At 67.9% G+C, this 24,518-nt stretch carries 23 protein-coding genes; 9 read left to right on the top strand and 14 right to left on the bottom strand.

The genetic code is table 11. From position 1 onward, the window contains the following. Window positions 1–127 precede the first annotated feature (127 nt). A complete protein-coding gene (locus EGH23_RS13365) occupies window positions 128–628 on the top strand; it encodes a DUF7858 family protein (RefSeq protein ID WP_220580486.1) in 501 nt (166 codons plus the stop codon). Window positions 629–708: 80 nt separating this feature from the next. Further along, the gene (locus EGH23_RS13360) at window positions 709–2,229 is read left to right on the top strand and encodes a glutamate-cysteine ligase family protein (RefSeq protein WP_220580485.1); all 1,521 of its coding nucleotides are present in this window, start codon (window positions 709–711) and stop codon (window positions 2,227–2,229) included. 15 nt (window positions 2,230–2,244) lie between these two features. On the opposite strand, the gene EGH23_RS13355 is transcribed toward EGH23_RS13360, so the two are convergent. The 5 genes from EGH23_RS13355 to EGH23_RS13335 are packed head-to-tail and all read right to left on the bottom strand — an operon-like array spanning window position 2,245 to window position 5,605. Further along, window positions 2,245–2,727 (bottom strand): TIGR00725 family protein, encoded by a 483-nt coding sequence (locus tag EGH23_RS13355; protein WP_483867113.1) that lies wholly within the window; start codon window positions 2,725–2,727, stop codon window positions 2,245–2,247. A 14-nt stretch (window positions 2,728–2,741) separates the two neighbouring features. Beyond that, window positions 2,742–4,154 carry a poly(3-hydroxyalkanoate) polymerase subunit PhaC gene (phaC, locus tag EGH23_RS13350; RefSeq protein WP_220580483.1) on the bottom strand — a complete coding sequence of 471 codons (1,413 nt, stop codon included), beginning with the start codon at window positions 4,152–4,154 and terminating at the stop codon, window positions 2,742–2,744. A 3-nt stretch (window positions 4,155–4,157) separates the two neighbouring features. Continuing rightward, window positions 4,158–4,703: a poly(R)-hydroxyalkanoic acid synthase subunit PhaE gene (locus EGH23_RS13345; RefSeq protein ID WP_220580482.1), complete on the bottom strand. Its 546-nt coding sequence runs from the start codon at window positions 4,701–4,703 to the stop codon at window positions 4,158–4,160. 47 nt (window positions 4,704–4,750) lie between these two features. Next, complete coding sequence (locus tag EGH23_RS13340) at window positions 4,751–5,302, bottom strand: hypothetical protein (protein ID WP_220580481.1); 552 nt, start codon at window positions 5,300–5,302, stop codon at window positions 4,751–4,753. 6 nt (window positions 5,303–5,308) lie between these two features. Then, window positions 5,309–5,605, bottom strand: coding sequence for an AbrB/MazE/SpoVT family DNA-binding domain-containing protein (locus tag EGH23_RS13335; protein WP_135303420.1), 297 nt, complete (start codon window positions 5,603–5,605; stop codon window positions 5,309–5,311). Between the two features lie 296 nt (window positions 5,606–5,901). Between EGH23_RS13335 and EGH23_RS13330 the strand changes: the two genes are divergently transcribed. Further along, complete coding sequence (locus EGH23_RS13330) at window positions 5,902–6,459, top strand: MaoC family dehydratase (RefSeq protein ID WP_220580723.1); 558 nt, start codon at window positions 5,902–5,904, stop codon at window positions 6,457–6,459. Here the strand turns inward: EGH23_RS13330 and EGH23_RS13325 are convergent. The 4 genes from EGH23_RS13325 to EGH23_RS13310 form a co-directional block, all read right to left on the bottom strand. Next, window positions 6,456–7,298, bottom strand: coding sequence for an alpha/beta fold hydrolase (locus EGH23_RS13325; protein ID WP_220580480.1), 843 nt, complete (start codon window positions 7,296–7,298; stop codon window positions 6,456–6,458). The two genes, EGH23_RS13330 and EGH23_RS13325, sit on opposite strands and share 4 nt — an antisense overlap. A 47-nt stretch (window positions 7,299–7,345) precedes the next feature. Then, window positions 7,346–8,683, bottom strand: coding sequence for an oxidoreductase (locus EGH23_RS13320; protein ID WP_220580479.1), 1,338 nt, complete (start codon window positions 8,681–8,683; stop codon window positions 7,346–7,348). 81 nt (window positions 8,684–8,764) lie between these two features. Beyond that, on the bottom strand, window positions 8,765–9,292 hold the full coding sequence (cgi121, locus tag EGH23_RS13315; protein ID WP_220580478.1) for a KEOPS complex subunit Cgi121: 528 nt from the start codon (window positions 9,290–9,292) through the stop codon (window positions 8,765–8,767). Next, window positions 9,292–11,703, bottom strand: coding sequence for an ATP-dependent DNA helicase (locus tag EGH23_RS13310; RefSeq protein ID WP_220580477.1), 2,412 nt, complete (start codon window positions 11,701–11,703; stop codon window positions 9,292–9,294). The genes cgi121 and EGH23_RS13310 overlap by 1 nt, the downstream gene beginning before the upstream one ends. 111 nt (window positions 11,704–11,814) lie before the next feature. Here EGH23_RS13310 and EGH23_RS13305 point away from each other — a divergent pair, with 111 nt between their 5' ends. The 4 genes from EGH23_RS13305 to EGH23_RS13295 all read left to right on the top strand — a co-directional run bounded on the left by EGH23_RS13305 (window position 11,815) and on the right by EGH23_RS13295 (window position 14,542). After that, window positions 11,815–12,060, top strand: coding sequence for a ferredoxin (locus tag EGH23_RS13305; protein ID WP_135303415.1), 246 nt, complete (start codon window positions 11,815–11,817; stop codon window positions 12,058–12,060). Between the two features lie 64 nt (window positions 12,061–12,124). Then, the gene (locus EGH23_RS13300) at window positions 12,125–13,591 is read left to right on the top strand and encodes an MATE family efflux transporter (RefSeq protein ID WP_220580476.1); all 1,467 of its coding nucleotides are present in this window, start codon (window positions 12,125–12,127) and stop codon (window positions 13,589–13,591) included. 69 nt (window positions 13,592–13,660) lie between these two features. Further along, window positions 13,661–13,756 (top strand): hypothetical protein, encoded by a 96-nt coding sequence (locus tag EGH23_RS27195; RefSeq protein ID WP_425433223.1) that lies wholly within the window; start codon window positions 13,661–13,663, stop codon window positions 13,754–13,756. Next, window positions 13,757–14,542, top strand: a complete 786-nt coding sequence (locus EGH23_RS13295; RefSeq protein WP_220580475.1) for a DUF7089 family protein — start codon at window positions 13,757–13,759, stop codon at window positions 14,540–14,542. Here the strand turns inward: EGH23_RS13295 and EGH23_RS13290 are convergent, their stop codons facing one another. The 3 genes from EGH23_RS13290 to EGH23_RS13280 form a co-directional block, all read right to left on the bottom strand. After that, entirely contained in the window at window positions 14,543–15,670 is a 1,128-nt protein-coding gene (locus EGH23_RS13290) for an ORC1-type DNA replication protein (RefSeq protein ID WP_220580474.1), read from the bottom strand. A 202-nt stretch (window positions 15,671–15,872) separates the two neighbouring features. Continuing rightward, entirely contained in the window at window positions 15,873–17,858 is a 1,986-nt protein-coding gene (locus tag EGH23_RS13285) for a helix-hairpin-helix domain-containing protein (protein WP_220580473.1), read from the bottom strand. Between the two features lie 67 nt (window positions 17,859–17,925). Further along, window positions 17,926–18,477, bottom strand: a complete 552-nt coding sequence (locus tag EGH23_RS13280) for a DUF8173 domain-containing protein (protein ID WP_220580472.1) — start codon at window positions 18,475–18,477, stop codon at window positions 17,926–17,928. Between the two features lie 113 nt (window positions 18,478–18,590). Between EGH23_RS13280 and larE the strand changes: the two genes are divergently transcribed. Beyond that, window positions 18,591–19,484, top strand: a complete 894-nt coding sequence (larE, locus tag EGH23_RS13275) for an ATP-dependent sacrificial sulfur transferase LarE (protein ID WP_220580471.1) — start codon at window positions 18,591–18,593, stop codon at window positions 19,482–19,484. A 9-nt stretch (window positions 19,485–19,493) separates the two neighbouring features. Here the strand turns inward: larE and EGH23_RS13270 are convergent, their stop codons facing one another. Together EGH23_RS13270 and EGH23_RS13265 are read right to left on the bottom strand one after the other, a co-directional pair. After that, window positions 19,494–20,114, bottom strand: coding sequence for a histidine phosphatase family protein (locus EGH23_RS13270; RefSeq protein ID WP_220580470.1), 621 nt, complete (start codon window positions 20,112–20,114; stop codon window positions 19,494–19,496). After that, entirely contained in the window at window positions 20,111–22,144 is a 2,034-nt protein-coding gene (locus EGH23_RS13265; protein WP_220580469.1) for a twin-arginine translocase subunit TatC, read from the bottom strand. Before EGH23_RS13265 ends, EGH23_RS13270 begins: the two co-directional genes overlap by 4 nt. Before the next feature lie 120 nt (window positions 22,145–22,264). On the opposite strand from EGH23_RS13265, the gene EGH23_RS13260 reads away from it, so the two are divergent. After that, window positions 22,265–24,490 (top strand): twin-arginine translocase subunit TatC, encoded by a 2,226-nt coding sequence (locus EGH23_RS13260; RefSeq protein ID WP_220580468.1) that lies wholly within the window; start codon window positions 22,265–22,267, stop codon window positions 24,488–24,490. Window positions 24,491–24,518 lie beyond the last annotated feature (28 nt).

The following is a 24,518-nucleotide window of genomic DNA, read 5'->3' as shown; positions in this document are numbered from 1 at the left end:
GGCGGTGATGCGGCGGTTTTCAGCGTAATCTACCTACCGGTTACCGGCAGGTATCGAGTATCGGAACGACTCCGCTCCCGCCGGGAAGACGGCAGTATTAAATCGAAAAAGGAAGGAAATTATTCCAATGGGACTATCGGAGATCGCCGCCGGCATCGAGGTGACCGAACGCCAGCGGGAGCGTGGGGTCGCGGCCGTCGACGACACCGACGCGTCGCTGACCGAGCGGCTGCGCCCGTTCGAGGAGTCGTTGCCCTGTTCGGCCAGCGAGGCGGCGACCGTCGTCGAGGCGTACGCGGGCGGGACCGCCGTCGACGCCTGCGGCCACGCCGCAGGGGTTCCGCCGGTGACCGCCGCCAAGACGCTTCACTTGCTCGGCGAGCAGGTCTCACCGGTGGGTCCTCGCGGGCGCGAGGTCGTTCGCGACTGGCTGACCGGCGCGCTCTCGCGGCGCGACGCGATGGGACTGACCGGCGTCGGCGAGCGGACCTTCGCGCTGGCGGCGTACGTCGAGAGCCACGACCCCCTCCCGGCGGCCCGAGACGCCGTCGAGGGGGCGCTGTCGTCGTCCCACGACGAGGCGGACCCGCTGGGCGAGGCGCGGAGCGACGTCGGCGAGCTACTGTAGCTTGTAGCACCTCGTTTGGCCGAGACGCCGCTCGTCTCCACTGGGCCACGCTTAACACCTCGCGCCGTGAACCGGCGGCTATGTCGGCATCGGAACTGGCCGCGGCAGTCGCGCAGGCGCTCGACGTGGACGCCGAGGCGTTCCACGCACAGGCGCGCGAGGAGGCCGAGTCGCTCAAAGAGGAGGTCAGGTCGGGGACGTTCGACAACACCGAGGCCATCGTCGGGATGGAACTGGAGCTGTACGCCGTCGACGATCAGACCGATGCCCTCCGTCGCGTGCCCAGACAGTTGCTCGAACTCGTCGGCTTCGAGAAGGAGCTCGGGCTCCACAACGCGGAGATGCAGACCAGCCCCGTGCCGCTGAACTCCCACGGGCTCGCGGCCCAGCGCCACGAACTGAAGTCGTCGCTGATGCCGGCCCAGGAGCGGCTCGGCACCGAGGGGATCCGGCTCGTCTCCGACGGGATGTGGACGGTGCCGCCGACCGGCGAGACCGCCCGCGAGTACCTCTGTGACGCCGTCGAGGAGGACGGCATCCGCATCGGGACCAACATGTCCGATTCGGTTCGCTATCACACGATGGCCAACACCGACTACCCGTCGGCGTTCGAACTCGACGCGCCGCACGTCTCGCTGCGGGCGGAGTCGGTGATGCCCGAGGCGCTCATCACGTCGATCCAGCCCCACTACCAGATTCCCCACGCGCCGGACCTCCCCGAGTACTTCAGCTACGCGCTGCGCGTCGCCGGCCCGGTGCTGGCACTCGGCGTCAACGCCCCGTTCTTCCCCCCGGACCTCTACGACGACGCGCCTGACGAGGAGATCGTCGACGACGCGCACATGGAGAACCGCATCGGCGTCTTCGAGTCCGTCCTCAACCCGCCGGAGGACGACCCGACGCCGCCGAAGGTCTGCTTCCCGCCAGACTTCGAGACCGTCGAAGAAGTCATCGACGACATCGTCGAAGACGACACCATCGTCCCCATGGACCTCCAGTCGGGGACGCGCTTCGACGACGGCTTCGTCCACCTGCGACACAAACACGGGTCGTACTGGCGATGGGTTCGCCCGGTCTTCGAGGGGGCGACCCGTTCGGCGGCCAACGCCCGCATCGAGTTCCGCCCGCTGCCGGCCCAGCCCACCGTCGACGACGCCATCGCCTTCGAGGCGCTGTTCGCGGGGCTGATGGAGAGCCTCCCGAAACTCGAACATCCGATCCAGTCACAGGACTGGGAGACGGCCGAGGACAACTTCTACGCCGCCGCCGAGGACGGGCTGCGGGCCGACATCGAGTGGATAACCGCCGACGGCGAGACGACGACGGCGACCGACGAGATCTACGGCGAGTTGTTCGAACTGGCCCGCGAGGGGCTGGAACTACACGGCCTCTCGACGGAGGAGGCTCACGAGTACATCCGACCGCTGCGCGAACGCGCCGACCGGCGGCTCACTCCCGCTCGCTGGAAGCACGAGTACGTCCGCCAGCGCGTCGAGGAGAAGGTCCCGCTGGCGGAGGCCATCTGGGGGATGCAGTCCGCGTACATCCGCCACCAGCGCGAGACGCTTCTCGACGGCAGCTTCGTCGACTGGCTGGAGTGACTTCCCCGGCGGAGGCTACACCGTCGATTCGACGTGCTCGACGGCCGCTTTCGGCGTGTCCACGTGTTCGATGCCGTCCAGTTCGTCGAGTTCGTGCGTCCCGAGTCCGGCCACTGGACGGCCCATATCGAGTGCGTGGCCGAGTTCCGAGAGCGTCCCCGCCTTACCGTCGATGGCGATGACGGCCGCGCCGTTCATCACGACGAGGACGTTCCGGGCGTTCCCGAGGCCGGTCGCGACGACGGTGTCGACGTAGTCGTTGGCGGCGGCGCGGCGCTCGCCGGGAAGGATGCCGATGGTGTGGCCGCCCTCGTCGCTCGCGCCGCGACAGACCGCTTCCATCACGCCGGTTAGCCCGCCACAGACGACTTCGTGGCCCGCTTCGGCGAGCAATCGGCCAACGGTGCGTGCCTGTCGGTACTGGTCGTCGGACACTCTCGAACCGCCGATGACGGAGACGCGCATGGCTCTCCTTGGGCGAGCGCGAAGAAAAAGAATCGCCGGCGACCGAACTACAGCTGGTCGAGCCACTCCTGGGCTCGAGACTCGGTCGTCTCGGCCAGCTCGGCGATCTCGGCGGCGTCGTATCCCTTCAGGTCGTCGACGGTGTCGACGCCGGCCTCGTGGAGGCGGTCGGCGTAGGTCGGGCCGATGCCGTCGACGGTCTCGACGTCGGCGGCGGGTTCGGTGCCGACGTCCTCGGTGGCGGCCGCGTCGGTGGCCTCGTCGACGTCTTCCGCGACCTCTTCGACGGCTTCCTCGGCGACCTCGTCGGGCGATTCGACCTCGATGTCGACCTCTTCGTCCTGCCGGTTGCGCTCCTTGTACCACTCGGCGACCTCGGGCCAGAGGTCGGCGTGGGTCGACGAGGAGACCGAGAGGCCGATGTGGCCCGTCGAGAACTCGATGGTCCGCGTGTCCTCGCTCGGGATGACGTCGTTGAACGGCTTCGAGGCCGCCGGCGGGATGAGGTGGTCGTACTCGCCCATCAACTGGAGGACGGGCATGTCGAGGTTATCCAAGTCGACGTGTTCGCCGCCGACTTCCAGTTCGTTCTTGTAGAGCTTGTTGTCCTGATAGACGTCTCTGAGGAACTGGACGTAGGTGTCGCCGGCCATGTCGATGCCGTCGCCGAGCCACTTCTCCATCCGGCCGAAGTTCTCGACGAACGCCTCGTTCTCTAAGTTCTCCGCGAGGCGGATGTACTTCGAGACGTAGTTGTCGACGGGGTCCATCAGCGCGAAGCCGATGTCGAGCATGTTCGCGGGGACGTTGCCGAACGTCTCGACCACGTCCTCGGGGTCGTAGTACTCGTCGGAGCCCCACTCTTCTAAGACGCCGCCGGTCTGGTCGAAACACAGCCCGGCGGCCATGAGGCCGAGCGCGTTGACCTTCTCCCGGTGGAGCGCGGCGTACATCACCGACATGGTGCCGCCCATGCAGTAGCCGAGGATGTTGATCCTATCCTGGCCGGAGCGCTCGCGGACGACGTCGACGCAGTTGTCGATGTAGCGGTTGACGTAGTCGTCGAGGGTCAGGTGCTGGTCGAGGCGCGAGGGCTCGTTCCAGTCGAGGAGGTAGACGTCGTGGCCCGCCTCGAGCAGACGGCGCACGACCGAGCGCTCCTCCTGTAAGTCGAGGATGTACGGCCGGTTGATGAGCGCATAGACGATGAGGATGGGGACCGACTCCTTGTCCTCCTCGTCGACCTCGATGCCGGCGGCTTCCGCGTCGTAGTGGAGGAGCTCGAGCTTGTTCTCCTCGTAGACGGCTTCGCTCGGCGTCTGGCCGACTTCGACCGACTCCATCAGCTCGAGTCGCTCGTCGGCGACCTGACTCGTCTCTGCGGCCTCGGACATGGATTCGAGCGTCTTGGTCTGCCAGTCGAGCGCGGCCGCGAACGGGTTGAATTGATTACTGGACATGAGTTACTCTTCGAGGTGTTCGAGGACGCGGTCGAGTTTCTCCTCGACGGCGTGCTGACGGCGCTCGACTTCGAGGAGGCGCTCTGCGACCTCGTCCATGTCGTCGCGGGTCGGGAAGCCCATCTGGGCGATGGCGTCCTGGTTGAGTTCGTCGGCCTCCTGTTGCATCTCCATCATGGACTCGACGAGCTGGCCGTTGGCGGCCGCGAAGGCCGAGGTTCCCATGACGTGTTTGAACGCTTCGTTGGCCGACTGGAGCCAGATGTCGCGGAACTCGGAGGGGTCGACGTCCTCGCCCTGCGCGGCGTCGGCCGAGCGCTCGACCATCTGCTCTGCCGCGTTCATCCACTCCTCGTAGGCCTGGTTGTAGCCCTGAAGGCCCTCCGCGAGCTCGTCTTCCTTCGGGAGGGAGTCCTCGACGGCGTCGGCCCACGACTCGACGAAGGCCGCCTGTGCCTTCATGTTCTGCTCCATCGAATCGGCGACCGCGTCGTTCATCTGTTCGACCATCTCCGCCCAATTGTCCTGCATCTGGTTGGTATCGCTCATTGGTATGTAGTAACTCGCGCTGTAACGCACAAAAAACGGCTGGTTCGTTACGCCTCGACGGCGTCGGCGGCCTGGGACTGCACTTCTTCGACCTGCTCTTGGATCTCCTCGACCTGCTCCTGGACCTCTTCGAGCTGGTCGCCGTACTGCTGGGCCACCTCGACGGACTGGGATTCGAGTTCCTCGTGGGCCTCGACGAGCATGTCGACTTGCTCCTCGACGGCGTTGAGGTAATCCTCGGTCAGCTCGTCGTAAGCGTCGGCGCCCTCGGTCATCTCGCTCTCGAGGTTGTCGAACACTTCGGCGTGGTTCTCCAGCAGGAAGTCGTACTGCTCGTCGACGGCCTGCCGAACCTCGTTGATGGGACCGGCCATGCCGGGCATCGTCGTCTCGACGGCGTCGAGGTAGCTGTGGAAGGCGGTCTTCGAGAGCTCGACGCCGCGACGCTGAGCCGACTCCTGCGTGTCGAGGCTGTCGATGACGGCGCTGTTGACGTTCTTCTGGAAGGTGACGCTCTGTTCGAGGGCCTTCTGGCTCTGTTCGATCGTCGCGCGCTGCATCTCGAAAGCGGTCGTGACGGGGGTGGTGTAGTCTACCATTGTTGATTACTCCGTGTTTGTTTTGACCGGGAGGACGACTGTCTGGACGATATCGCCTTCCTCGATGCCGAGCGCTTCGCGTTCGGCGTCGGGAATGCTGATACGGCCACCGCTCTGGACGCGGGTCTTGAACGTCGCCATCTGGCTCATCGCGCCGAGCTGATTCATATCGAAGCTCGGCATGCCACCGCCGGCGAACAACTGTTTCATCATCTGCTGCTGCTGTTCCATCGCGTTCTCGCTCGCCTGCTGCATCCCCTTGAACATCGGGGGCCACATCAGACCGTCGTCCTCGTCGGCCATCGGTACCTCCATCTACACCCTTCAATGACTTAAGACTTCCGCAAAATACCATCTGTTACCATTAGATGGTAGAGAATGGTAACAGGCTGAGCGACGGCGAGCGAGACGCTCGCGGCTCTATGTGTCGTCACAGAATCGTGAAACCCACGTCCTCGCGGGGTAGAAGCCGTCTCGAGCGTATAGAACTCGAAGCAACGCCAAGACTTAATACTCGGACCACTAAATACGACTCATCAATGAGTTCTGAATCGCCTCGGAACCCACTGCTCGATACGTGGACCGAAACCTCCTCACACATGTTCAACAGCGTCGTCGCGGCCAACCGGGCTGCGTTCGCGGCCTTCGGCGTGCAACACGATAACAATGAGGACGAGGACGTCACCGAACCGCCCGCAGAGCGTATCGAGCCGAACGAGGACTTGCCGGAGTGGCACGTCACGATCTCCGAGGACCACCCCGACCACCTCGGCGTCGGCGACCGCGTCGAGTTCACCAAGACGATCTCCGACGACGACGTCCGACAGTTCGCCGCAGCCAGCGGCGATACGAACCCGCTTCACCTGGACGACGAGTTCGCAGAGCAGACGCGGTTCCGCGGCCGCATCGCTCACGGGACACTGGTGGGGTCGCTCATCAGCGCCGGCCTCGCCCGTCTCCCCGGCCTGACCATCTACCTCTCGCAGGATCTGGAGTTCCACAACCCGGTCCGCATCGGCGACCGACTCACCGCCGAGTGCGAGATCGTCGAGGATCTCGGCGACGAACAGTACCGTCTGACGACGCGCGTAAAGAGCGACGACGAGGTCGTCATCGACGGCGAGGCCGTCGTCCTCATCGACGAGCTACCGAACTAACAGAACGCTCGAACGACGCGATTGAACCGCTCCGGTTGCTCGCGCGGCGGGCAGTGGCCGCAGTTCTCGAAAATCTCTAACCGGCTATCTTCGATCAACGTCGCCGCTCGCTCCGACCACGACTCGGGGAGCAACGGGTCCTCTTTGCCGTGGATCAGCAGCGTCGGAACGTCGATTTCCGCGAGTCGATCGGCGTAGTTCGTCCGGAAGCCGCTCTCTCGGAACTCGCTGCGCTGCCAACGCCGCATCGCCCGCACGGTACCACGGTCGACCACTGCGGACACGTCGTCGACGAGTTCCTGTGACGGTTCCACTGCACCCATCCCGCGCAGTCCCGTCCGGATAGCTGGCTTCGAGACGCTCACGCCCTGCCAGAGCATGTCGCCGAGTACCGGGGTCTGAAAGATGCCGTTGGCGGCCGTTCGCCAGTAGGCGTCCGCGCCCAGTCCGTAGCTATCGACGAGGACGAGGCGCTCGACCGCACGACCGTCGAGTGTGTGGCCGAGCGCTATCGCCCCACCCATCGATAAGCCCGTCATCGCCGGCTCGTCGATATCGAGCGCGTCGAGGAACGCCTCGACGGTCTCTAGGTAGTACTCGGTCGTGTAGTCGCAGTCCGGTTTGTCGCTCCTTCCGTGGCCCGGCAAGTCGGGCGCGTAGACGGTGCGCTCCTCGGCTAACGCGGGCAACGCGTACCGCCAGGACACCGTGGCGGCGTCCAGTCCGATGCCGTGTAAGAACACCATCGGCGGCCCGTCGCCACCGGTTCGATAGTGGATGTCTACGTCGTCGCCGTCGACCGTCAGTTCGACGCGGTCCGACGCTATCTCGGAAGTCATTAGGCATCATCGGGGTTGGATGCGGATGAGTGTGCTGGTTGCAATTCTTACTGCTCGCTCTCCGAACCAGACCCAGCACCGGTATCTCTCTCGTAGGCATCTTTTTCGGCGAGCCGCGCCTGCGCCCGAACGACCGACGGTGTCCGACAGCGACCGGGTTCGCCGGCGACCTGTGGGACCGTACAGTTGTTGCAACTCGCACAGAGCGCGTCGTGGCCCTCGAGCAAGCGCGCGCCGAGTCGCGGTTCGGCGTAGAACGGCCGGGCCATGCCGACCATGTCGGCGGCGGGCGGGTCGCCGTCGTCGCCCAGATAGCGGTCGCAGTCGGCGCGGGCCCGCAACCCGCCTTCCAGTAGCACCGGAACGTCGACGCGCCGTCGGACCCGCCGACAGAAGTCGGCGTTCCAGCCCGGGTCGCGGTCGAACTGCCGGGCCTGGAGGCGGTTGAGCAGTTCCACCGCGCGCGCCCTCACCGGCCCGCCGAACGCCGTCTCGTACGCCGACTGGAGGTCGGCCGCCGCCCACGCTCGGTCGGGGAACGCGCCGCGGATGATGCTCATGTCCCAGAACACCGAGACCTCCACGGGCACGAGCGCGTCGTAGCCGATCCGGTCGAGGCGCTGTGCCGTATCGAGACCCGAGAGACGGGAGATGCGCCGCCGGACGAACGGGGGGGAATCAGTTTCCACTGGTACCTTCGTGAGTAACGGGACGTCGCCGGCGTGGTCGCGGACGGCGTCGTGAACGACCTCCAGGAAGCGGACGCCGTCGCCGAACTCGTCGTCCCGGCGGTTGTAGTACGGCGAGAGGAACTGCTGGATGATACCCATGTTGGCCGCCGACAAGTGGATGCCGTCGTAGCCGGCGTCGACGGCGTAGCCGGCCGAGCGACCGAACTTCTCGGCGAGGTCGTACACCTCCTCGGTCGAGAGGACGTGGGGTTTCAGCGAGAGGATGCCCGCGCGGTCGAGCAGACGGAGGGCGCGCGGCGGCCGGGAGACGGCGAGCTGTCGCCGGTCGGGATATCGCTCCCGATACTCGCCGTGCCACAGCGAGAGGCTCCGGAGCCCGCCGTGCGCGAGCTGGACGAATATCTTGCCCTCGTGTGCATGAACCGCGTCGGTCAGCCGTTCGAGGCGGGCGACGAACTCGGGGTCGTGCATCCGCGTCATGTTCGGGGCGGCGAACCCCCCCGTTTCCGTGACGACGCTGGCCCCCTGGAAGACGAGGCCGACGCCCGATTCGGTGGTCGGTTCGAGCTCGTCGACGAGCGCGTCGACGGCGGCCTCGTCGCCGGTACCGGCGCATTCGAGGACCGGCGCGCGGTACAATCGATTCGGGACGGTGACGCCGCCGATTTCGACCGGCGCTTCGAGCGCTGTCACTGTCGGACGGGACGCGACGGCTGGTCTGCTCGCGGGCTCATTCGCGTGGCTCTAGGGCGTTCCGCGGGAAAACGCTTGCCGCTACTTCTCGACGACGAGGAGCGCCACCCGCTCGCGGACGGCGTCGGCGAGCGTGCCGTCGGTGGCCGCCAGTTCGGTGTCGGACACGTCGAAGAACGCACGCACTCGTTTGGGGTCGTACCCGCCGAGCGTCTCTCCGGGCGCGAGCAGGTCACGGAGGTCAGCGGCGGCCGCCGTCTCGGGGTCGTCGCCGCCTGCTGCCTCGGTGCCGCCACTCGTCTCGTTCCCGACGACCACTGCGACGACCGGGGTTTCGCCCCCGCTGACGCCCATCTCCAGCGCCCTGTTTATCTGCCGACGACCGGCCGCGTACAGCAGTATCTCGACGCCGAAGTCCTCGGCGATGGCGTCGTCTCGCGACCGGGCGCGCGTCGCCAGTTCGACCGCCCGTTCGAGGTGGGCGCGGTCGACGACGTAGCGGGCGTCGAACACCTGTATCGTCACGTCGTGTCGCTCCCCGACGGCATCGACGCGCTCGACGAAGTCCCCCACGTCCTCGACGTCGGCGACGCCCTCTACCACCTCCATCAGAAGTCACCCAGGCTCGACTGGTCCTCGCTCGTGTCGTCGTCTTCGGCCCCGTCGCGCGGGTCGGTCGCGTCCACCTCGACGTCGGGGTCGGGTTCGACGCCCTCCATCGAGGGGTCGCGGTGACCGGCGTTCTCCAATACGTTCTCGGCGGTCTTCCGGCGGCCCCGCAGGGCCGCCAACACGACCGGCTTCGCGGCGTCGCGCAGTTGGGCGCGGTCGGCGATGCCGGCCTCGAACAAGCGACGCGCGCGCTTGCGCCCGACGCCACGCACGCCCGCGAGTTCGACCAGTTCCTCCCGGACGCCGTGTTCGACGCGGATGCGGGCCTCGCTGACGGCGCGGGCCACGTCGGCGTCGACCTCGTCGGCCAGCGACTCGGCGGCCCCGAGCAACCACTGGGCGGTCTCGACCTTCCCGCGGATGTCGCCCGGGCCGACGCCGTAGCGCTCGGTGATGGTCTCCTCGTCGACCTCCTCGGCCCAGTCTTCGAGCAGCCGCGCGGTCTTCAGCGCCGACAGCCAGTCCTCGAAGCGGCTGTCCTCGAACTCCGACGGCGTCGGCCCCAGCAGCTCGTCCTCGCGTTCGTACAGCTCCATCTCGAACTCCTCGCGGTCGCCCGAGCGGAGGTAGAGCTGGTACATGTCCGGCGTGCGCGAGACGAGGTGGTAGAGGCCGAGCGCCGAGATCTCGTCGGGGTCGGTGTCGCCGCTCGCTTCGGCGGTCGCCTCGTCTGCCAGTTCGCTCGCGGTGGTGAAGCCGCCCTCGGCGGCCTCGCGCTCGTCAGTTCCGCTATCGGCGTCTCCGGCGTGGCGCTGCCAGTGTTCCAGTCCGTCGATGATCTCGGCGGCGCTCATCGGGTCGAGGTAGAGGCGCGAGACGGTGTGACCGAGCGAGGTGGCGTCCAGTTCGCCGCCGTCGATTTCGAGGAAGCCGTTGCGCTCCAGATACGTCAGCACGTCGTCGGTGACGCTCTCGAGGCGGCCGCTCTCGTCGGTCTGGCTGGCGTAGAGCGTCTGTTCGAGGAACTCCAGCAGCCCCTCTCGAGAGCGGGCGAAGCCCGAGGAGACGGTGGCGAGGATGTGGGTGCGAAGCGCCGGCTCGGCCGCGAGCTTCGAGCGCACCGGCTCGGGGTCGGCCCAGACGTAGCGCTCGAACAGTTCGTCGAGTTCGTCGTGGCTGTTGGCCACGAGGACGGCCTCGCCGTAGGGGTCCAGTCCCGGCCGACCCGCCCGCCCCATCATCTGGTGGACTTCGAGCACGGAGAGCGGTTGCATCCCGCCCGCGGTGCCGTCGTAGCGCCGCCAGTCCCGGACGACGACGCGCCGCGAGGGGGTGTTGACGCCGGCGGCGAGCGTCGGCGTCGCACAGACCACCTTGACGAGTCGGTCGCGGAAGGCGTCCTCGACGAGTTCGCGGTGGCCCCGAGCGAGGCCCGCGTGGTGGAACGCCGCGCCGTCGGCGACGGCGTCGGCGAGGTCGTCGCTCGTCTCGGTGTCGCTCACGTCGCGGATCTCGGCGGCCACGTCGGCGAGCTGCGTCCGTTCCTCGTCGGTGAGATGCGGGCGCACGGTGTTCGCCAGTCGCCCGGCGGCGGCCTCGGCGTTGCGCCGGGAGTTGACGAACACGAGCGAAGACCCGCCCTCCTCTTTGAGGTTCCCCTCGTCGTCGTAGTCGTCCTGCAGCGTGTCGCGGACGACGGCGGCGGTCGCCTTCTCGTTGTTCTGGACCGCCAGTCGCTTCTGCTGGCCGTCCTCTAAGTGGAGCGCCTGCCCGTAGTGGACGCCCTTCTGTAACTCGATGGGTCGCCAATCGGAGTCGACGAGTTCGGCGTCCAGCCATCCTGCCAGTTCGTCGGCGTTACCGATGGTCGCCGAGAGCGCCACCGTCTGTAAGTCGGGGTTGAGCCGGCGGAGTTTCGCCAGCGTCACTTCGAGCGTGGGGCCGCGCTGGCCGTCGTCGACGAGGTGGACCTCGTCGCTGACGACGCAGGTCAGCTCCTCGATCCACGGCGCGTCGTTGCGCACGAGCGAGTCGACCTTCTCGCTGGTGGCGACGACGATATCTTTGTCGGCCAGCCAGCCGCCCTCGGACTCGTAGTTGCCCGTCGAGACGCCCACGTCCAGGCCGTACTGCTCGAACTGCTCGAACTCGGCTTGCTTCTCGCTGGCGAGGGCGCGAAGCGGCACGATGTAGAGCGCCTTGCCGCCCCGCGCGACCGACGAGAGCATCGCCAACTCGGCGACGAGGGTCTTGCCACTGGCGGTGGGGATGGCGGCGACGAGGTTCTGGCCCTCGGTGACGCCCGCTTCGACGGCCTCGCCCTGTGGCGGGTACAGTTCCTCGATGCCGTCCTCGCGTAGATGGTCCGGGAGCCACTCGGGGACACCCGGCAGGTCCGCAACGTCCATTGTCCCTCCGTTGGGGGCCGCTCCGATTTAAACTGTTGTCTCCGTCTTCGCTCGCCGTCCGCCGAGTGACCGAGGGGAACGCCTTTGGCCGTCACGGGCTAACCCGACCGTATGCACATCGAGTACGACCGCGACACCTGCATCGGGATGTTCCAGTGCGTCGCGGAGTGGGACGCCTTCGAGAAGGACGAGGACGCCGGCAAGGCGGTGCTCGCGGATAGCGAGGAACGCGACGAGGACCTGTTCGTGCGCGAGGTTCCCGAAGACGCCGAGTTCGACGCGAAGTTCGCGGCTCGCGCGTGTCCGGTGGAGGCCATCGCGGTCTACGACGACGACGGCGAGCAGTTGATTCCCTAGCGCCGTCATGCACGGCGCTGCCGCCCTGGCTCCGAGAGCGCGCTTCCCCGTCAGGACCTCGTAGATGGTCCGCCGCCTCCTCCAGCGGTTCGTGAAGGGCGTCCCGGCGGTGCTGGCACGCCTGGGTCTGGTCGACCGGCAGAAGGCGACCGAGGCGACGGACCTGGCCGCGCCGGTGATGGTCACCGGCGGCCTGCGCATCCTCCTCAGACTCGCGGACTTCCTGATGGTCGGTATCGCGCTCGGCGACGCCGCCATCGCGGGACTGGAACTCGGTTTTCAGTACTACTTCGTCGGTTTCGGACTCTCGCTGGCGGTCTCCTCGGGGACTATCAGCGTCGTCTCCCGGTTACAGGGGGGCGACCAGCCGGCCCGGGCGAACCTCGCCGTCAAGCAGTCGCTGTGGTTGGCGCTCCTGTTGTCGGCTCCACTGACCGCCGTCTCGTGGCTGTACCCCGGCGTTCTCGTCGACGTCCTCACGAACGACGCGACGACCATCGACTACGGCGCGACGTACCTCAGTATCGTCATGCTGTCGCTGGCCCCGCGTTTCTGGAGCATGATCGCCTCGCGGTCGCTCGCCGGCAGCGCGGACACGCGGACGCCGATGTACGTCCGCCTGCTGACGCTGCCGACCAACGTCGCGCTCAACGCGCTCCTCATCTTCGGTCCGGGGCCGTTCCCCGAACTGGGCATCGCCGGGGCGGCGTGGGGGACGGCGATCGCGAACACGCTCGCGGCCGCCATCTTCCTCGCGCTGCTGGTCTCCGGGCGGTACGCCGTCCAGCTGTCGTTCGCCGGGCCGCAGTTCGACCGCGCGCTCGTAGCCGAGATCGTCCGCGTGGCGCTGCCGTTGGCCGGAATGCGCCTTCTCCAGACGTTCGCGCGCTTCCCGTTCCTGTTCGTTCTCGGCGTCCTCGGGACGCCGACGCTCGCGGCCTACGCCATCGGCCGGCGGGTGATGCTGCTGGCGCTGATGCCCGCGTGGGGGTACTCCACCGCCGCCTCGACGCTCGTCGGCCAACACCTCGGGGCCGGCGACGAGTCATCGGCGGCGGACTACGGCTGGCAGACACTGCGCGTGGCGCTTGCGGTGCAACTCACCGTCGCCGCCGTACTGGTCGTCTTCGCCCGGCCCGTCGTCTCGCTCTTCGGCACCGAGTATCCCGGCCTCGCGACCCGGTTCGTCCGCGTCTTCGGACTGGGCGTCGCCGGGTTCTCCGTCTCGCGGACGATGCGCGGGAGCCTGCGCGGCGCCGGCGACACCCGCTGGCCGCTCTACGGTTCGGTCCTCGGCGACTACTGCTTTCGCCTCCCCGTCGCGGCGGTCGCGCTCCCGACGACGTTCGCGGTGACGCTTCCGTTCGTCGGCGTCAGCGTCGCGCCCGGACTGGGACTCGGTCTCCCGGCTATCTTCGTCGCCCTCGTCGGCAGCTACTACGTGAAGGCGGCGGTCAACACCGGTCGCTTCTGGACCGGTAAGTGGCGCGACGTGGCCCGTCGCTCCACCGTCGGCGTGGCCGACGACTGACGGGGACGGCGTCCGGCAAGCGGTAGTCGTTTCTCAACACTTAATGCGGGGCCTGCGATACGGACTCACATGAGCACGGCAACGAAGATCGTCCTCGGAACGCTCGCTGTATCGACTATCCTCTCGGTCGGCATCATCGCCAACCTCATCGTGTTCACGGCGTAGATGTTCACGGAGCGCTCGCTCTCCGGGGAACCGGCCGCGGTCCGGTCGGCGTACGCCCCCGACGCGCTCGTATTGAACTGCGAGCGCGACTTCGAGACGCTGGACTCGGCGGTCGCGGAGCAACTGCTGTTGGTCACCGACGCCGTGGACCCCCTCGCCTACGAGCCGTCGTGGCTCCCCGACGACGCGCCCGATGAACTGCACCGCTTCGCCGGGAGCGACCTCACCGTCGGGATGCCCGGCGACGGCGGCGTCGCGTGGACGCACCAGACCGAGCCGCCCTGCGTGTTCGTCAAGCCGCGACTGGAGACCTCGCCGACGCCGTTCGTCGAGTTCCTGATAGCCGAGGCACTGGTCGAAGTGAGTCTCGACGAACCGGAACACTTCCTGGGCTTCTTCGGCGAGCGCTATCCCGAGTTCGCCCGCGTCGTCGGCGACCGGCTCGGTCCCGCGGACACCTACCAGCTCGCCGCGGCGCTGTACGACGCGTATCTCGGTATCCAGACTCGTGCGGCCTTCGAGACGTGGGCCGACGAGTACCCCGGCCTCTACGACGCGTGGGCCGACGCCGGCGAACGCCTCGAACCCCGCCTCTCGGACCTCGCGGGCGAAGTCGCCCGCGGGCAGACGAACTTCGCCGCGGCGGCTGAACTGGCCTGTAGCGCGGTCAAACACGGCCTCTCCCTCCCCGCGCCGTTCGCCGCGCTCGACACCGACGCCTACCGGGAGCACGGGGCCGACTACGCCGTTCAGTGGGCCGAGACGACCTTCGAGAAGATGGGGTGACTACAGTCGCTCTAACACCGCGTCGGCGTCGTAGTTGAGCGTCAGTCGTCGCGAGCGACCTCTGCCTTCGACCTCGGTGTAGTCGGCGTCGATGATGTCCAGCTGGTCGAGCTTGTTGATGATCTCGGAGTAGCGGGTGTAACCAAGCCCGGTCGCGTCGTTGAACGCGTCGTAGATGTCGCCGGCGCGCTGGCCGTCGTGCGCGGCGATGACCTCCGCGAGCGCCGCCTCCGAGTCGGAGAGTTCCCGCAGACGACGCGAGAGGTGGACGTATTTGGACTTATCGTAGGCCGACTCCACGTCTTCGAGTTCGACCGACCGCGAGGCGCGCATCTCGGCGTTCATCCCGGCCCGCCGCAGGAGGTCGATCCCCACCCGCAGGTCGCCGCCCTGCTCCTCGGTGAACTCGGCGACGCGGTCGAGCACTTCGGGACCGACCACGCCTTCGTTGAACCCGCGCTCGACTCGCTCTTCGAGGATGTCGACGATCTCGGACTGGCCGTACTGATTGAAGTACACCTCCTCGGGCCGGAACACCGATTGGACGCGGGTATCCAGCGCCTCGATGACGTCGAGTTCGAGGTCCGAGGAGATGCAGATGACGCCGATCTTCGCGCCCGAGTGGGCCTCGTGGGCGCGCAACAGCGAGTAGAGCGTGTCGCTGGCCTCGCTCTCGTAGAAGAGGTAGTTCACGTCGTCGAGCGCCACCACCAGCACCTCGTCTTCCTCGACGAGTTTGTCGGTGATCTGCGAGAAGAGCTTCTTGAAGGAGATCCCCGAGGAGGGCGGTTCGTATTCGAATATCTCGGCGAACAGCCGCGAGAAGACGGCGTAGCGCGTCGAGTCCACCTGGCAGTTGACCCGCACCGCCTGCACGTCCGTCTGGGCGGTCAGCTCGTCGAAGAGGATCTGCGAGGCCGTCGTCTTGCCGGTGCCCGGCGGTCCGCGCGCGATGACGTTCAGCGGCCGCGAGCCCCGAACCGCCGGCCGGAGCGAGTACTTCAGCGTCTCCATCTGCGTCTCCCGGTGTTTGAACGTCTCCGGGAGCCAGTCGATCTCGAAGACGTGCTCGTCCCGGAACACCGACTCGTCCCAGCCGAGCATCCCCTCCTCGGGGTCGTCGCTCATCACTTTCACCGAGCTTCCCGGACCACTTAACCATTTGCCACCAACGGCGGAAGTGAAATCGCACGCGGGCGTGGAGGTGCGCTCCGCCGTTGTGCGAGGGCTCGCTCGCAGCGCTCGCACCGAACCACGCTACTGCTCGGGGCTTCGCCGCTCGCTGTCCCGAGGGCCGACTCTCTCACTACCGTTCGGTCGTCGCCCCTCGCTACTTGAACTTCCCCAACAACCCCGAATAGAAGCCCTCGTCGCCGCCGTCGTCGGCCAGTTTTTCGACGATGAGCTCCGGCGTCGAGCGGGCGAGTTGCCCCTTCACAGGGGAGCGATTCACCCGCAGTTCGCCGTCGACCAGTCCCTCGGCCTGGATGCCGTCGATGGCGAGGTCGGCGTCGGCCGCCGCCAGGATGTCCTCTGCGAGGTGCGAGACGAAGACTGCCGTCACCTCGCGCTCGGCCAGCGATTCGAGGATGCCGGCGATGATGGTCGCCGCCGCGCCGGGTTCCGTGATGGATTCGAGTTCGTCCACGAGCACCATCACGGGGCGGTCGGCGGCCACGTCGGTCACGAGCCCGCCAAACTCCCGGAGGGTGGCCTCGAACGCGCCGGCGTCGAGGGTCCCCTGCGTCTTCGCGTGGTAGTGCAGTTCCGCCACGCGGCCGATGCGAGCGGATTCGGCGGGGACGGGCAGACCCATGTGCGCGAGCGTCGTCACGAGCGCCACCAGGTCGAGCGTCGACGTCTTCCCGCCGCTGTTGACCCCCGAGAGAACGGTGACGCCCGAGACGCCGTAATCGACCGGTTCCACCGCCTCGAAGTCGACGTCGAGCAGCGGGGAGCGCCCGCCCTCGATCTCGAAGCCGCCCTCCTCGGTCACCTCTGGGAGCGTACAGTCGAAGTCGGCGGCGAAGCGGGCGACGGCGAGTTCCACGTCCAGTTCGAGGGCGGCGGTGACGAGCGACTCCGCGTCCGAGCGCATCTCCGCTAAGTCGTCGGCCAGTTCGCGCTTTCGCCGCGTTGCACGGCGGTCCCGCGCGGCGGTGAGTTCCTCGCGCAGCCGGCTCACTACGTCTTCCTGGCGCTCGACTGGGTAGGCGGGTTCGTCCGGAAAGGCCCGCCGGGCCGTCGCCTCCGTGTCTCGCAGTCGCAGCGCGTCGACGAGGTGGTCGCGGGCCTTCTCGACGGCGGCGGCGTACTCGTCGGCGAGTTCGCGCTGGAGCAGCGAGTCCACGCCCGCGCCGCGCTCGACCAGCGAGAGGAGGTCCGTCCCCTCGATGGTCACGTCGCGCTCCTCGATGGCGTCCCGGAGGTGGTCGTTGGCGACGCTTTCGGCCGTCGAGACGGCGGCGTCGAGGTCGTCGACGGCCGTCGACAGTCGGTCGAGTTCGTCGTCGCCGCGCACGCTGCCGTCGGCGTCGAGCTGTTCGAGCGCGTCGGCGAGCGTTCCCAGATCACAGGGTGCGTCCAGCCCGGCGACGCGGTGGACCTCGGCGGCGGCCCGCACCCGGTCGCGGTTCCGCGCGAAGAAGGTCAGGACGCGCTCGGGGACGACGCTCGCCGGCCGTTCGAGCGCGTCGGGTTCGATCCGCACGTCGCCCTCGATATCCACGCCGGCGAAAGCCTCGTCCAGCGCCACGACCGTCGAGTACGAGCGGGCGAGCTCGGCCAGTTGCCGGGCGTCGTCGACCACCTCGACGCTGACCTCGGGGATGACCTCCTGAGCTTCCGCGTACCGTTCGGCGTCGCTCGTGGCGAGACAGCGGTCACGGACGCGGACGTCGCCGGGTTCGGAGAGCGGTTCGACGCCGGCCAGCGCCGCTCGAACGTCGGGGTCGGGGTCTCGTTCCGTCGCTCGCTCGCTGAACGCTCGGACCTCCTCGATGCGCTCTCGCACGCCGCTGGGGTACAGCGTCTCAAGTCGCTTCGCGGCGTAGTCGGTGACGGTGCGCTCCTGGACGAGCCCGAGGGCCTCGCCGAAGATCTCGCGGGCGCGCGGCGTCGCGGCGAACCCGCCGGGGTCGTCGTGTTCGGCGCGGATCGCGCCGCGGGCGATGCGAGCGGCCCTCCCTTCACTGATGCCCGGTGCCTGCGACAGTGCCGCCACGTCGCCCTCGCTGAGCGCCCGTTCGGGGTCGTCCAACTCGCGCAGGGCGGCGGCCGTCTTCGCCCCGACGCCGGGCACCGATTCCAGTTCCATCTGCCGACTCATTCGAGGCCGACGAGAAAAAACCCGTTGTCAGTCCGACCCGTCGGACGGTCGGCACTCAATCTAACAGACGGCGTTTCGTCCGTAGCATGAGGACGCCGACGCCCGGACTGGCGACGAGCGTGTTCAACAGGCCGCCCACGAGGGGGACGGCGCTCACCGCGCCGATGAGTATCGTTCCAACGAATAGGGCGAGCCACCGGTTCTCTGCGCCGCCCGCGTCGGTCAGCACCCGACCGGCAGTGTAGGCCCCGAGCGGCGTTCCGACCAGCGCGAGAACGAACAGTCCGAGCAGGCCGGGAATCGTGACGACGATGCCGACGATGGTGATGGCGAGAAGCGCGAATCCGACGGCGGCGGCGTAGTAGCCGAGTGACCCGACGGCGACGCTCACGACGGGGTCTCGGCGTGCCTCGCTGGCGACGCCGTCGACCCAGCGGCGGTCCGCGGCGAGCATGAGCGCCCCGACGGCGAAGCTGTACCCGAAGGCGATGGCGAACTGCGTCGTGAGCGAGAACTGTACCGCCGGCGGCCGTTGCGCCGCGGCGAGGCCGGGGAGCGTCGCGAGCGCGAGCGCCGCTAACGCGGCGGTGAATCGAGTGGAGGGCATCGATTCGCGGTTTTCATCCCATCGACAAAAGCGTATCCGGCATATGGCACTCTCTAGCACGATAGAGCGGCCGACGCGAAGGCGTTTTTGCCGTCCGCCCGATAGGGGAGTCCATGTCCCCTGTCGCGGAGAAACTAGCCGCCGCCCGCGAGGACTTACAATCGCGCGACGGCGTGCTCGTCGCGTTCTCCGGCGGCGTCGATTCGAGCGTCGTCGCGGCGCTGGCACACGACGCCCTCGGCGAGGACGCCATCGCCTGTACCGCGAAGTCCGAGACCCTGCCCGCCGCCGAGTTGGAGGACGCGACCCGGGTCGCCGAGGAGATCGGCATCCGCCACGAGATCGTGGAGTTCTCCGAACTCGACAGTCAGGAGTTCATCGAGAACGACGACATGCGGTGTTATCACTGCCGCTCGATGCGACTGGGCGCGATGTACGACCGCGCCCGGGAACTGGGCATCGACGTGGTCTGTGACGGCACCAACGCCTCCGACGTCGGCGAGGGCCACCGCCCCGGTCTCCGCGCCGTCGAGGAACTGGACGCCTACTCGCCGCTCTTAGAACACGACATCGAGAAGCCCGAAGTTCGGGACATCGCCCGCGAGTACGACCTCTCGGTCGCCGACAAGCCCTCGATGGCCTGTCTCTCCTCGCGCATCCCGACCGGCCTCGAAGTGACCGAGGACCGCCTCTCGCGCGTCGAGAAGGCCGAGCGCCTGCTCCGGACGTGGGGCTTCGAGCAGTTCCGCGTGCGCGACCACGACGGCCTGGCCCGCATCGAGGTCGGCGAGGAAGAACTGGAAGCGGCCTTGGACCCCGACTTCGTCCGGGCGGCCCGCGACCACGTCGAGGACTGTGGCTTCGACCACGTCACGCTCGACCTCCACGGCTATCAGACCGGGAGCGTCAGCCCCGAAGAGGAGGGTCAGAGCGACGCGGAGAACCAGGGCGAGGACGACGTGGTCTCGAACGTCTTCGATACGGAGTATCCGAGCGTCGACGACTGAGGGCTTCGCTCAGTTTTCTGCGGGCCGTTCTCCTTCCCTGAGAAGTTCCGGACCATCGCCGTCGAGACGGATCTCCGTCACCGAGCAGTTCGGCGGCGAGTGCCCCGACAGTGTCCGCTCGCGGCCGCGGTCGGCCACGAGCGAGAGCAGGACCTTGATGACGCCGCCGTGGGTGACCAACAGCACCGTCTCGTCCTCGTCGACCGTCTCGCGGAACTCCGTCCACGCCGACTCGACGCGGTCGCAGAAGTCGGCGACGCTCTCGCCGCCCTCCGGGTCGGCGTCGAGGATCGAGACGCTCGCTTCCGGTTCGTGGCCGGGGTGGCGCTCGAAGAGGTCCTCGGCGAGAAAGCCCTGATAGACGCCGAAACCGCGCTCGCGCCACGCCTCGTCGAGCGTCGGGTCGGGCAGGTTCTCGGCGGCGTCGACGGCTCGCTCGGCCGTCTCGCGGGTCCGCTGGAGGTCCGAGGAGCGGACGCGGTCCACGTCGTAGTTCTCGTCGAGCCACGGACCCACCGCCGTCGCTTGTTCGCGGCCGCGGTCAGTCAGTTCGGTCGGTGCCCAGCCCTGGATGCGTCCCTCGCGGTTCCAGGCGGTCTCGCCGTGACGGACGACGAGGACCGTGCTCACGTCTCGGCCTCGAACTCCGCGTCGCGGTCGTCGTCGGGATCGCCGCTCCGCCAGCGGGCGAGCGCGAGCGTCCCCTCGAAGAGGACGACGAGGCCGACGGCGACGGCCGCCGCGACGGTCGGTTCGACGCTGAACTGCTGGACGAGACGGAACAGCGCGGGGTCGGGGCTGGAGAGGTAGCCGACGACGATGGCGACCGCCCAGAGCGGCAGGCGCGCCCGGCGGAGGCCCCGCCAGAGGCGGACGCTGCCGTAGTAGTTCTTGTTGACGTACGCCGTCAGTTCGAACAGGACGATGAGGCCGCCGCCGACGAGTATCGGCGGGGCGAGCCCCACCGTCGCCAGCGTGTCCGTGACGGTCGCGGGCAGCTCCCCGTAGTAGCCGGTGGGCACCGGCAGGGGGCTCACGACGTAGCCGACCAGCGCGAACAGCGCGTAGATGGTCGGTCGGCGGTCCGTGAGGTCGTCGATGGACGGGATCGGCGAACTGCTCCCGGTCCACTTCAACAGCAGGAGCGTCCCCTCGAAGAGGCCGATCATCGTCACCGCGACCATCAGCGGGGCCATCCCGGTCGGGTCGGGGCTGAAGACGAACGCGACGGCGGCGAACCCGCCCCAGAAGTAGAGGCGGCGCTCGACGAGCCACCGGCGGGTCGTCACGCCCATCATGATGGCGAGCATCACGAACAGCGGAATCTGGAAGACGAGCGCGAAGAAGCCGAGCATCAGGACCATGAGGCTGAACGTATCGCCCAGCCCGAACGCGAGGTCGGCAGCCCGGTCGGAGTAGACGCTGAAGTAATCGAACATCGCCCGCAGGACGGCGAAGTACGCGAAGGCGACGCCGACGGCAGCGAGCACGAGGCTCGTCGGAACCGCGGCGAGGTAGTAGCGCCGCTCGCGGGGGTACAGCCCCGGTCGCATGAACAGGTACGTCTGGTAGACGAAGACGGGCAGGGCGACGATCATGCCCACTAACGACGCGACTTTCAGCCGCGCGAATATCAGCGCCAGCGGGCTGTAGATGTGCGGGCAGTCCGCGCCGGACGGTCCGGCGGCCGCGCCGCCCTGCTGGGCGTCGACGGCGACCTGCCCGCAGGCCTCGGCGGGGCCGTCGAGGAAAGAGTACCAGAGGAAGTTGATGAGTTCGTCCGAGACGGGGAGCGTGAGGACGGCGACGACGGACATCACGCCGACGACGACGAACAGCCGCATCGCCATCTCCTCGACGTGGTCGGCCAGCGGCATCTCCTGGTCGTCGGGCGCGCCGCCGAACCCCCCCTCGCCGCCGGTGCCATGTCCGGGGTCGCCGGCGTCGGTCGCCGGCGCGCCGCCGGCTTCCGAGCCGTGACTCGGCGTCGGCGGAATCCCTCGGTCGACGGGGACGTCGGCCGGGACGGCGGCTTCGATCTCGGCGGGGTCGCGGTCGAACAGGCCGGGCCGCGTCGGACCCGGCAGGGCGTGTGCCCCGGCGGTCGCTTCGTCGCCGCCGGCGGGCGCGTCGCCGATCGGGTCGAGGTCGTCGCTTATGGGTTCGAGGTCGTCGCCGCGCTCGACGCGCTCGGAGTCGAGGCCGCCGGACTCCATCGCGTCAGTTCCCGGCAGGTCCTCCTCGGGCCCCGCGTATCGGTCCCCGTCGTCCTCGCGCGCCGGCGGATTGACCTCGGCTTCGTTGTCGTCTTCCTCGGGCGGAGAGAGCGGCTCGTCGTCCGCGGACGCGCCGGCGCCGAGTCCCGACGCCGCCGAGTCGCCGACGAAGGCGTCGTCGAACTCCTCGTCGTTCGAGCCGTCCGAGTTCTCGTCACCCTCGGGCGAGGCGGACGGTTCGTCCTCGTCGGTCTCGGAGCCGAACCACTCCTCGGCCGTCGATTCGTCCTCGACCGCGAGCTCGTCGTCGGACGTGTCTTGCTCGTCGTCGGACGCCGCTTCGCCGTCCTGTGGGTTGACCTCGGCTTCGTTGTCGTCCAACGGTGGCGGGTCGCGCGGCTCATCGGGGTCGGAGCGCTCCTCGTCCTCGTCGCCGTCCACCATCTGACACTGCATTTGGGGGTGGTAGTTGTAAACTTTCTTTTCGAGCGGCCGCGCTCGGGGGGTTCGGACGCTCGCGTGATGGACAAATTGATAACGACGACTCGGTTACTCTCAGGGGACATGGCGAGTGCGATAGACGAGGACACCGTCCAGACTGTCCAGAGCGGTCGGGCGACGCTGGGGGCGATGCTCGGCACCGCACAGACCCATCTCCAGAAGGTGTTCATCGTCTTCGTCGTCGGAATGATGGGGACCATCATGGGCCTGCAGTACGGGGTCTGGGACCGGCTCAAGCAGGACCTCCTGTACTCGAAGATGGACCTCACGACGCAGGAGGCCGCGAACATCGTCGCGGTCACGCCCTTCGACGTCATCCTCCTGCAGGTGAAGATCGGGGCCGTCGTCGGGATTCTCATGGCGCTCCCCTTCCTCATTTACTTCGGGCGGGACGGCCTCCGTCAGCGGGGCTGGTGGCCCGCCGAACACATCCCGTTCTGGAAGGGGGCGCTGTTCGTCCTCACCAGTCTGGGGCTGTTCGCCGTCGGCGTCGCCTACGCCTACGAGCTGTTCTTCCCGATGATGTTCAACTTCCTGGCGGGCAACGCGATCGCCGCCGGGTTCAAGCCCCAGTACTCCATCGTCAAGTGGGCGCAGTTCGTCTTCTTGCTGGCGGCGTCGTTCGGGCTGGCCGCCCAGTTACCGCTGTTGATGACCGTCCTCTCGTACACCGGTATCGTCCCCTACGAGACGTTCCGTGACAAGTGGCGCTACGCCGTCGTCGCTATCTTCGGGTTCGGGGCGCTGTTCTCGCCGCCGGACCCCTTCACGCAGATCATGTGGGCCGCGCCGCTGTGCGGGCTCTACGCGCTGAGTCTCGCGCTCTCGAAGCTCGCGGTCACTATCAAACGCTCCTCGGACCTCATCAGCACGCGCCGGGTCGCCGCGGGTCACTGGAACGTCCTGCTGGGCGTCGTCGTCGCCGTCGGGGGCGCGGTGTACCTCGTCTTGACCACGTCGGCCTTCGAGTACGTGCGGGCGACCGTCGCCTTCCTCGCGCAGTACTCCTCGCGGCTCCCCGGCACCCTCTCGCGCCCGGCGCTGTTCGGTCTCACGACGGAGACGACGGCCGCCCTTCTCGGCGCGGCGCTCGGTCTCCTCGTCGCCGTCGGCGTCCTCTACTACTACGTCCTGAAGGCGCTGGGTCAGAGCGCAGCCCCCTCGGGCCGACGGCACGGCGACCCGACGGCCATCGACATCGACGAGATCGACGGGGCGGCCGTCGAAGTCGCGCCGCCGGAGGTCTTCGAGGAGATGAGCGAGGAACAGGCCTTAGCGCACGCCGACACCGCGCTCTCGGAGGGCGACCAGGAGAAGGCCCAGCTCATCCTCGACCGCTGGGACATGGCAAACGAGGCCGACGAGTCCGACCAGGAGGTCTCTCAGGCCGCCGACGCCGAAGCCGCGACGGCCGAGGGCGGCCAGGGCGGCAGTGAGGGCGAGAACGTCCTCGCGTCGACCACCGCCGGCATGATGAGCGCCTTCTCCGAGGAGGAGACGACCGAGGACGACGTGGGCGGCTACTACTACGACCTGCGCTTCATCTTCGACTCGATCGCCTCCAAAGCGTTCTGGATCATGGGCGTGTTCGGTGCCGTCCTCGCCGGCGCGTTCTTCTTCCTCTACTCGGGCGGCATCGAGCGGCTGCAGAAGACCTTCGTCAGCCGCCTGCCGCCGGGAATGGCCGAGGGGTTCGACATCGTCACGCTCCACCCGGTCGAACACCTCGTCTTCATCGTGAAGTTCTCGACCATCCTCGGGTTCGTCTCCGTCGTCCCGCTGTTGCTGTACTTCGCGTGGCCGGCGCTGCGCGAACGCGGGTTCGTCGTCGGCGACCGCAACGTCCTGCTCCTCTGGGGCGGGACGGTGTTCGCGGCGCTCGTCGGCGGGAGCCTGCTCGGCTTCCTCTACGTCGCGCCGATGACCATCTCGGCGATCGCCTACGACCAGTTGCAGGCGAACATGGTCATCGCCTACCGCATCAGCAAGTTCGGGTGGCTGGTGTTCTTCCTCACCATCGGTATCGGCCTGCTCGTGGAGATCCCCGTGACGATGTTCCTGTTCCACCGGGGCGGCATCGTCCCCTTCGAGCTGATGTACGAGCGCTGGCGCGAGGTGGTCATCGCCATCGTCGCGCTCTCGGCCATCCTCTCGCCCAGCGGCATCTTCACGATGCTGCTGGTCGGCATCCCGGTGTCGCTCGCGTACCTCGTCGGGCTGGGCATCCTCTGGGTGTACACGCTGGGCGGCCGGCGGACGCCGAAGGGTCGGAGCGACCCCGCGGACTGAGGCGGCGAGCCGACTGATTTAAGCGACC

It is taken from the genome of Haloarcula nitratireducens, assembly GCF_019599505.1.
This window is presented reverse-complemented; position numbering and strand designations above follow the sequence as displayed.

Excerpts from the sequence above, each read along its gene's own strand:
- EGH23_RS13365 (WP_220580486.1), top strand. The coding sequence starts at position 128 with ATGGGACTATCGGAGATCGCCGCCGGCATCGAGGTGACCGAACGCCAG.
- EGH23_RS13360 (WP_220580485.1), top strand. The coding sequence starts at position 709 with ATGTCGGCATCGGAACTGGCCGCGGCAGTCGCGCAGGCGCTCGACGTG.
- phaC (WP_220580483.1), bottom strand. The coding sequence starts at position 4,154 with ATGTCCAGTAATCAATTCAACCCGTTCGCGGCCGCGCTCGACTGGCAG.
- EGH23_RS13345 (WP_220580482.1), bottom strand. The coding sequence starts at position 4,703 with ATGAGCGATACCAACCAGATGCAGGACAATTGGGCGGAGATGGTCGAA.
- EGH23_RS13340 (WP_220580481.1), bottom strand. The coding sequence starts at position 5,302 with ATGGTAGACTACACCACCCCCGTCACGACCGCTTTCGAGATGCAGCGC.
- EGH23_RS13335 (WP_135303420.1), bottom strand. The coding sequence starts at position 5,605 with ATGGCCGACGAGGACGACGGTCTGATGTGGCCCCCGATGTTCAAGGGG.
- EGH23_RS13330 (WP_220580723.1), top strand. The coding sequence starts at position 5,902 with ATGTTCAACAGCGTCGTCGCGGCCAACCGGGCTGCGTTCGCGGCCTTC.
- EGH23_RS13325 (WP_220580480.1), bottom strand. The coding sequence starts at position 7,298 with ATGACTTCCGAGATAGCGTCGGACCGCGTCGAACTGACGGTCGACGGC.
- cgi121 (WP_220580478.1), bottom strand. The coding sequence starts at position 9,292 with ATGGAGGTGGTAGAGGGCGTCGCCGACGTCGAGGACGTGGGGGACTTC.
- EGH23_RS13310 (WP_220580477.1), bottom strand. The coding sequence starts at position 11,703 with ATGGACGTTGCGGACCTGCCGGGTGTCCCCGAGTGGCTCCCGGACCAT.
- EGH23_RS13305 (WP_135303415.1), top strand. The coding sequence starts at position 11,815 with ATGCACATCGAGTACGACCGCGACACCTGCATCGGGATGTTCCAGTGC.
- EGH23_RS13300 (WP_220580476.1), top strand. The coding sequence starts at position 12,125 with ATGGTCCGCCGCCTCCTCCAGCGGTTCGTGAAGGGCGTCCCGGCGGTG.
- EGH23_RS27195 (WP_425433223.1), top strand. The coding sequence starts at position 13,661 with ATGAGCACGGCAACGAAGATCGTCCTCGGAACGCTCGCTGTATCGACT.
- EGH23_RS13295 (WP_220580475.1), top strand. The coding sequence starts at position 13,757 with ATGTTCACGGAGCGCTCGCTCTCCGGGGAACCGGCCGCGGTCCGGTCG.
- EGH23_RS13290 (WP_220580474.1), bottom strand. The coding sequence starts at position 15,670 with ATGAGCGACGACCCCGAGGAGGGGATGCTCGGCTGGGACGAGTCGGTG.
- EGH23_RS13285 (WP_220580473.1), bottom strand. The coding sequence starts at position 17,858 with ATGGAACTGGAATCGGTGCCCGGCGTCGGGGCGAAGACGGCCGCCGCC.
- EGH23_RS13280 (WP_220580472.1), bottom strand. The coding sequence starts at position 18,477 with ATGCCCTCCACTCGATTCACCGCCGCGTTAGCGGCGCTCGCGCTCGCG.
- larE (WP_220580471.1), top strand. The coding sequence starts at position 18,591 with ATGTCCCCTGTCGCGGAGAAACTAGCCGCCGCCCGCGAGGACTTACAA.
- EGH23_RS13265 (WP_220580469.1), bottom strand. The coding sequence starts at position 22,144 with ATGGTGGACGGCGACGAGGACGAGGAGCGCTCCGACCCCGATGAGCCG.
- EGH23_RS13260 (WP_220580468.1), top strand. The coding sequence starts at position 22,265 with ATGGCGAGTGCGATAGACGAGGACACCGTCCAGACTGTCCAGAGCGGT.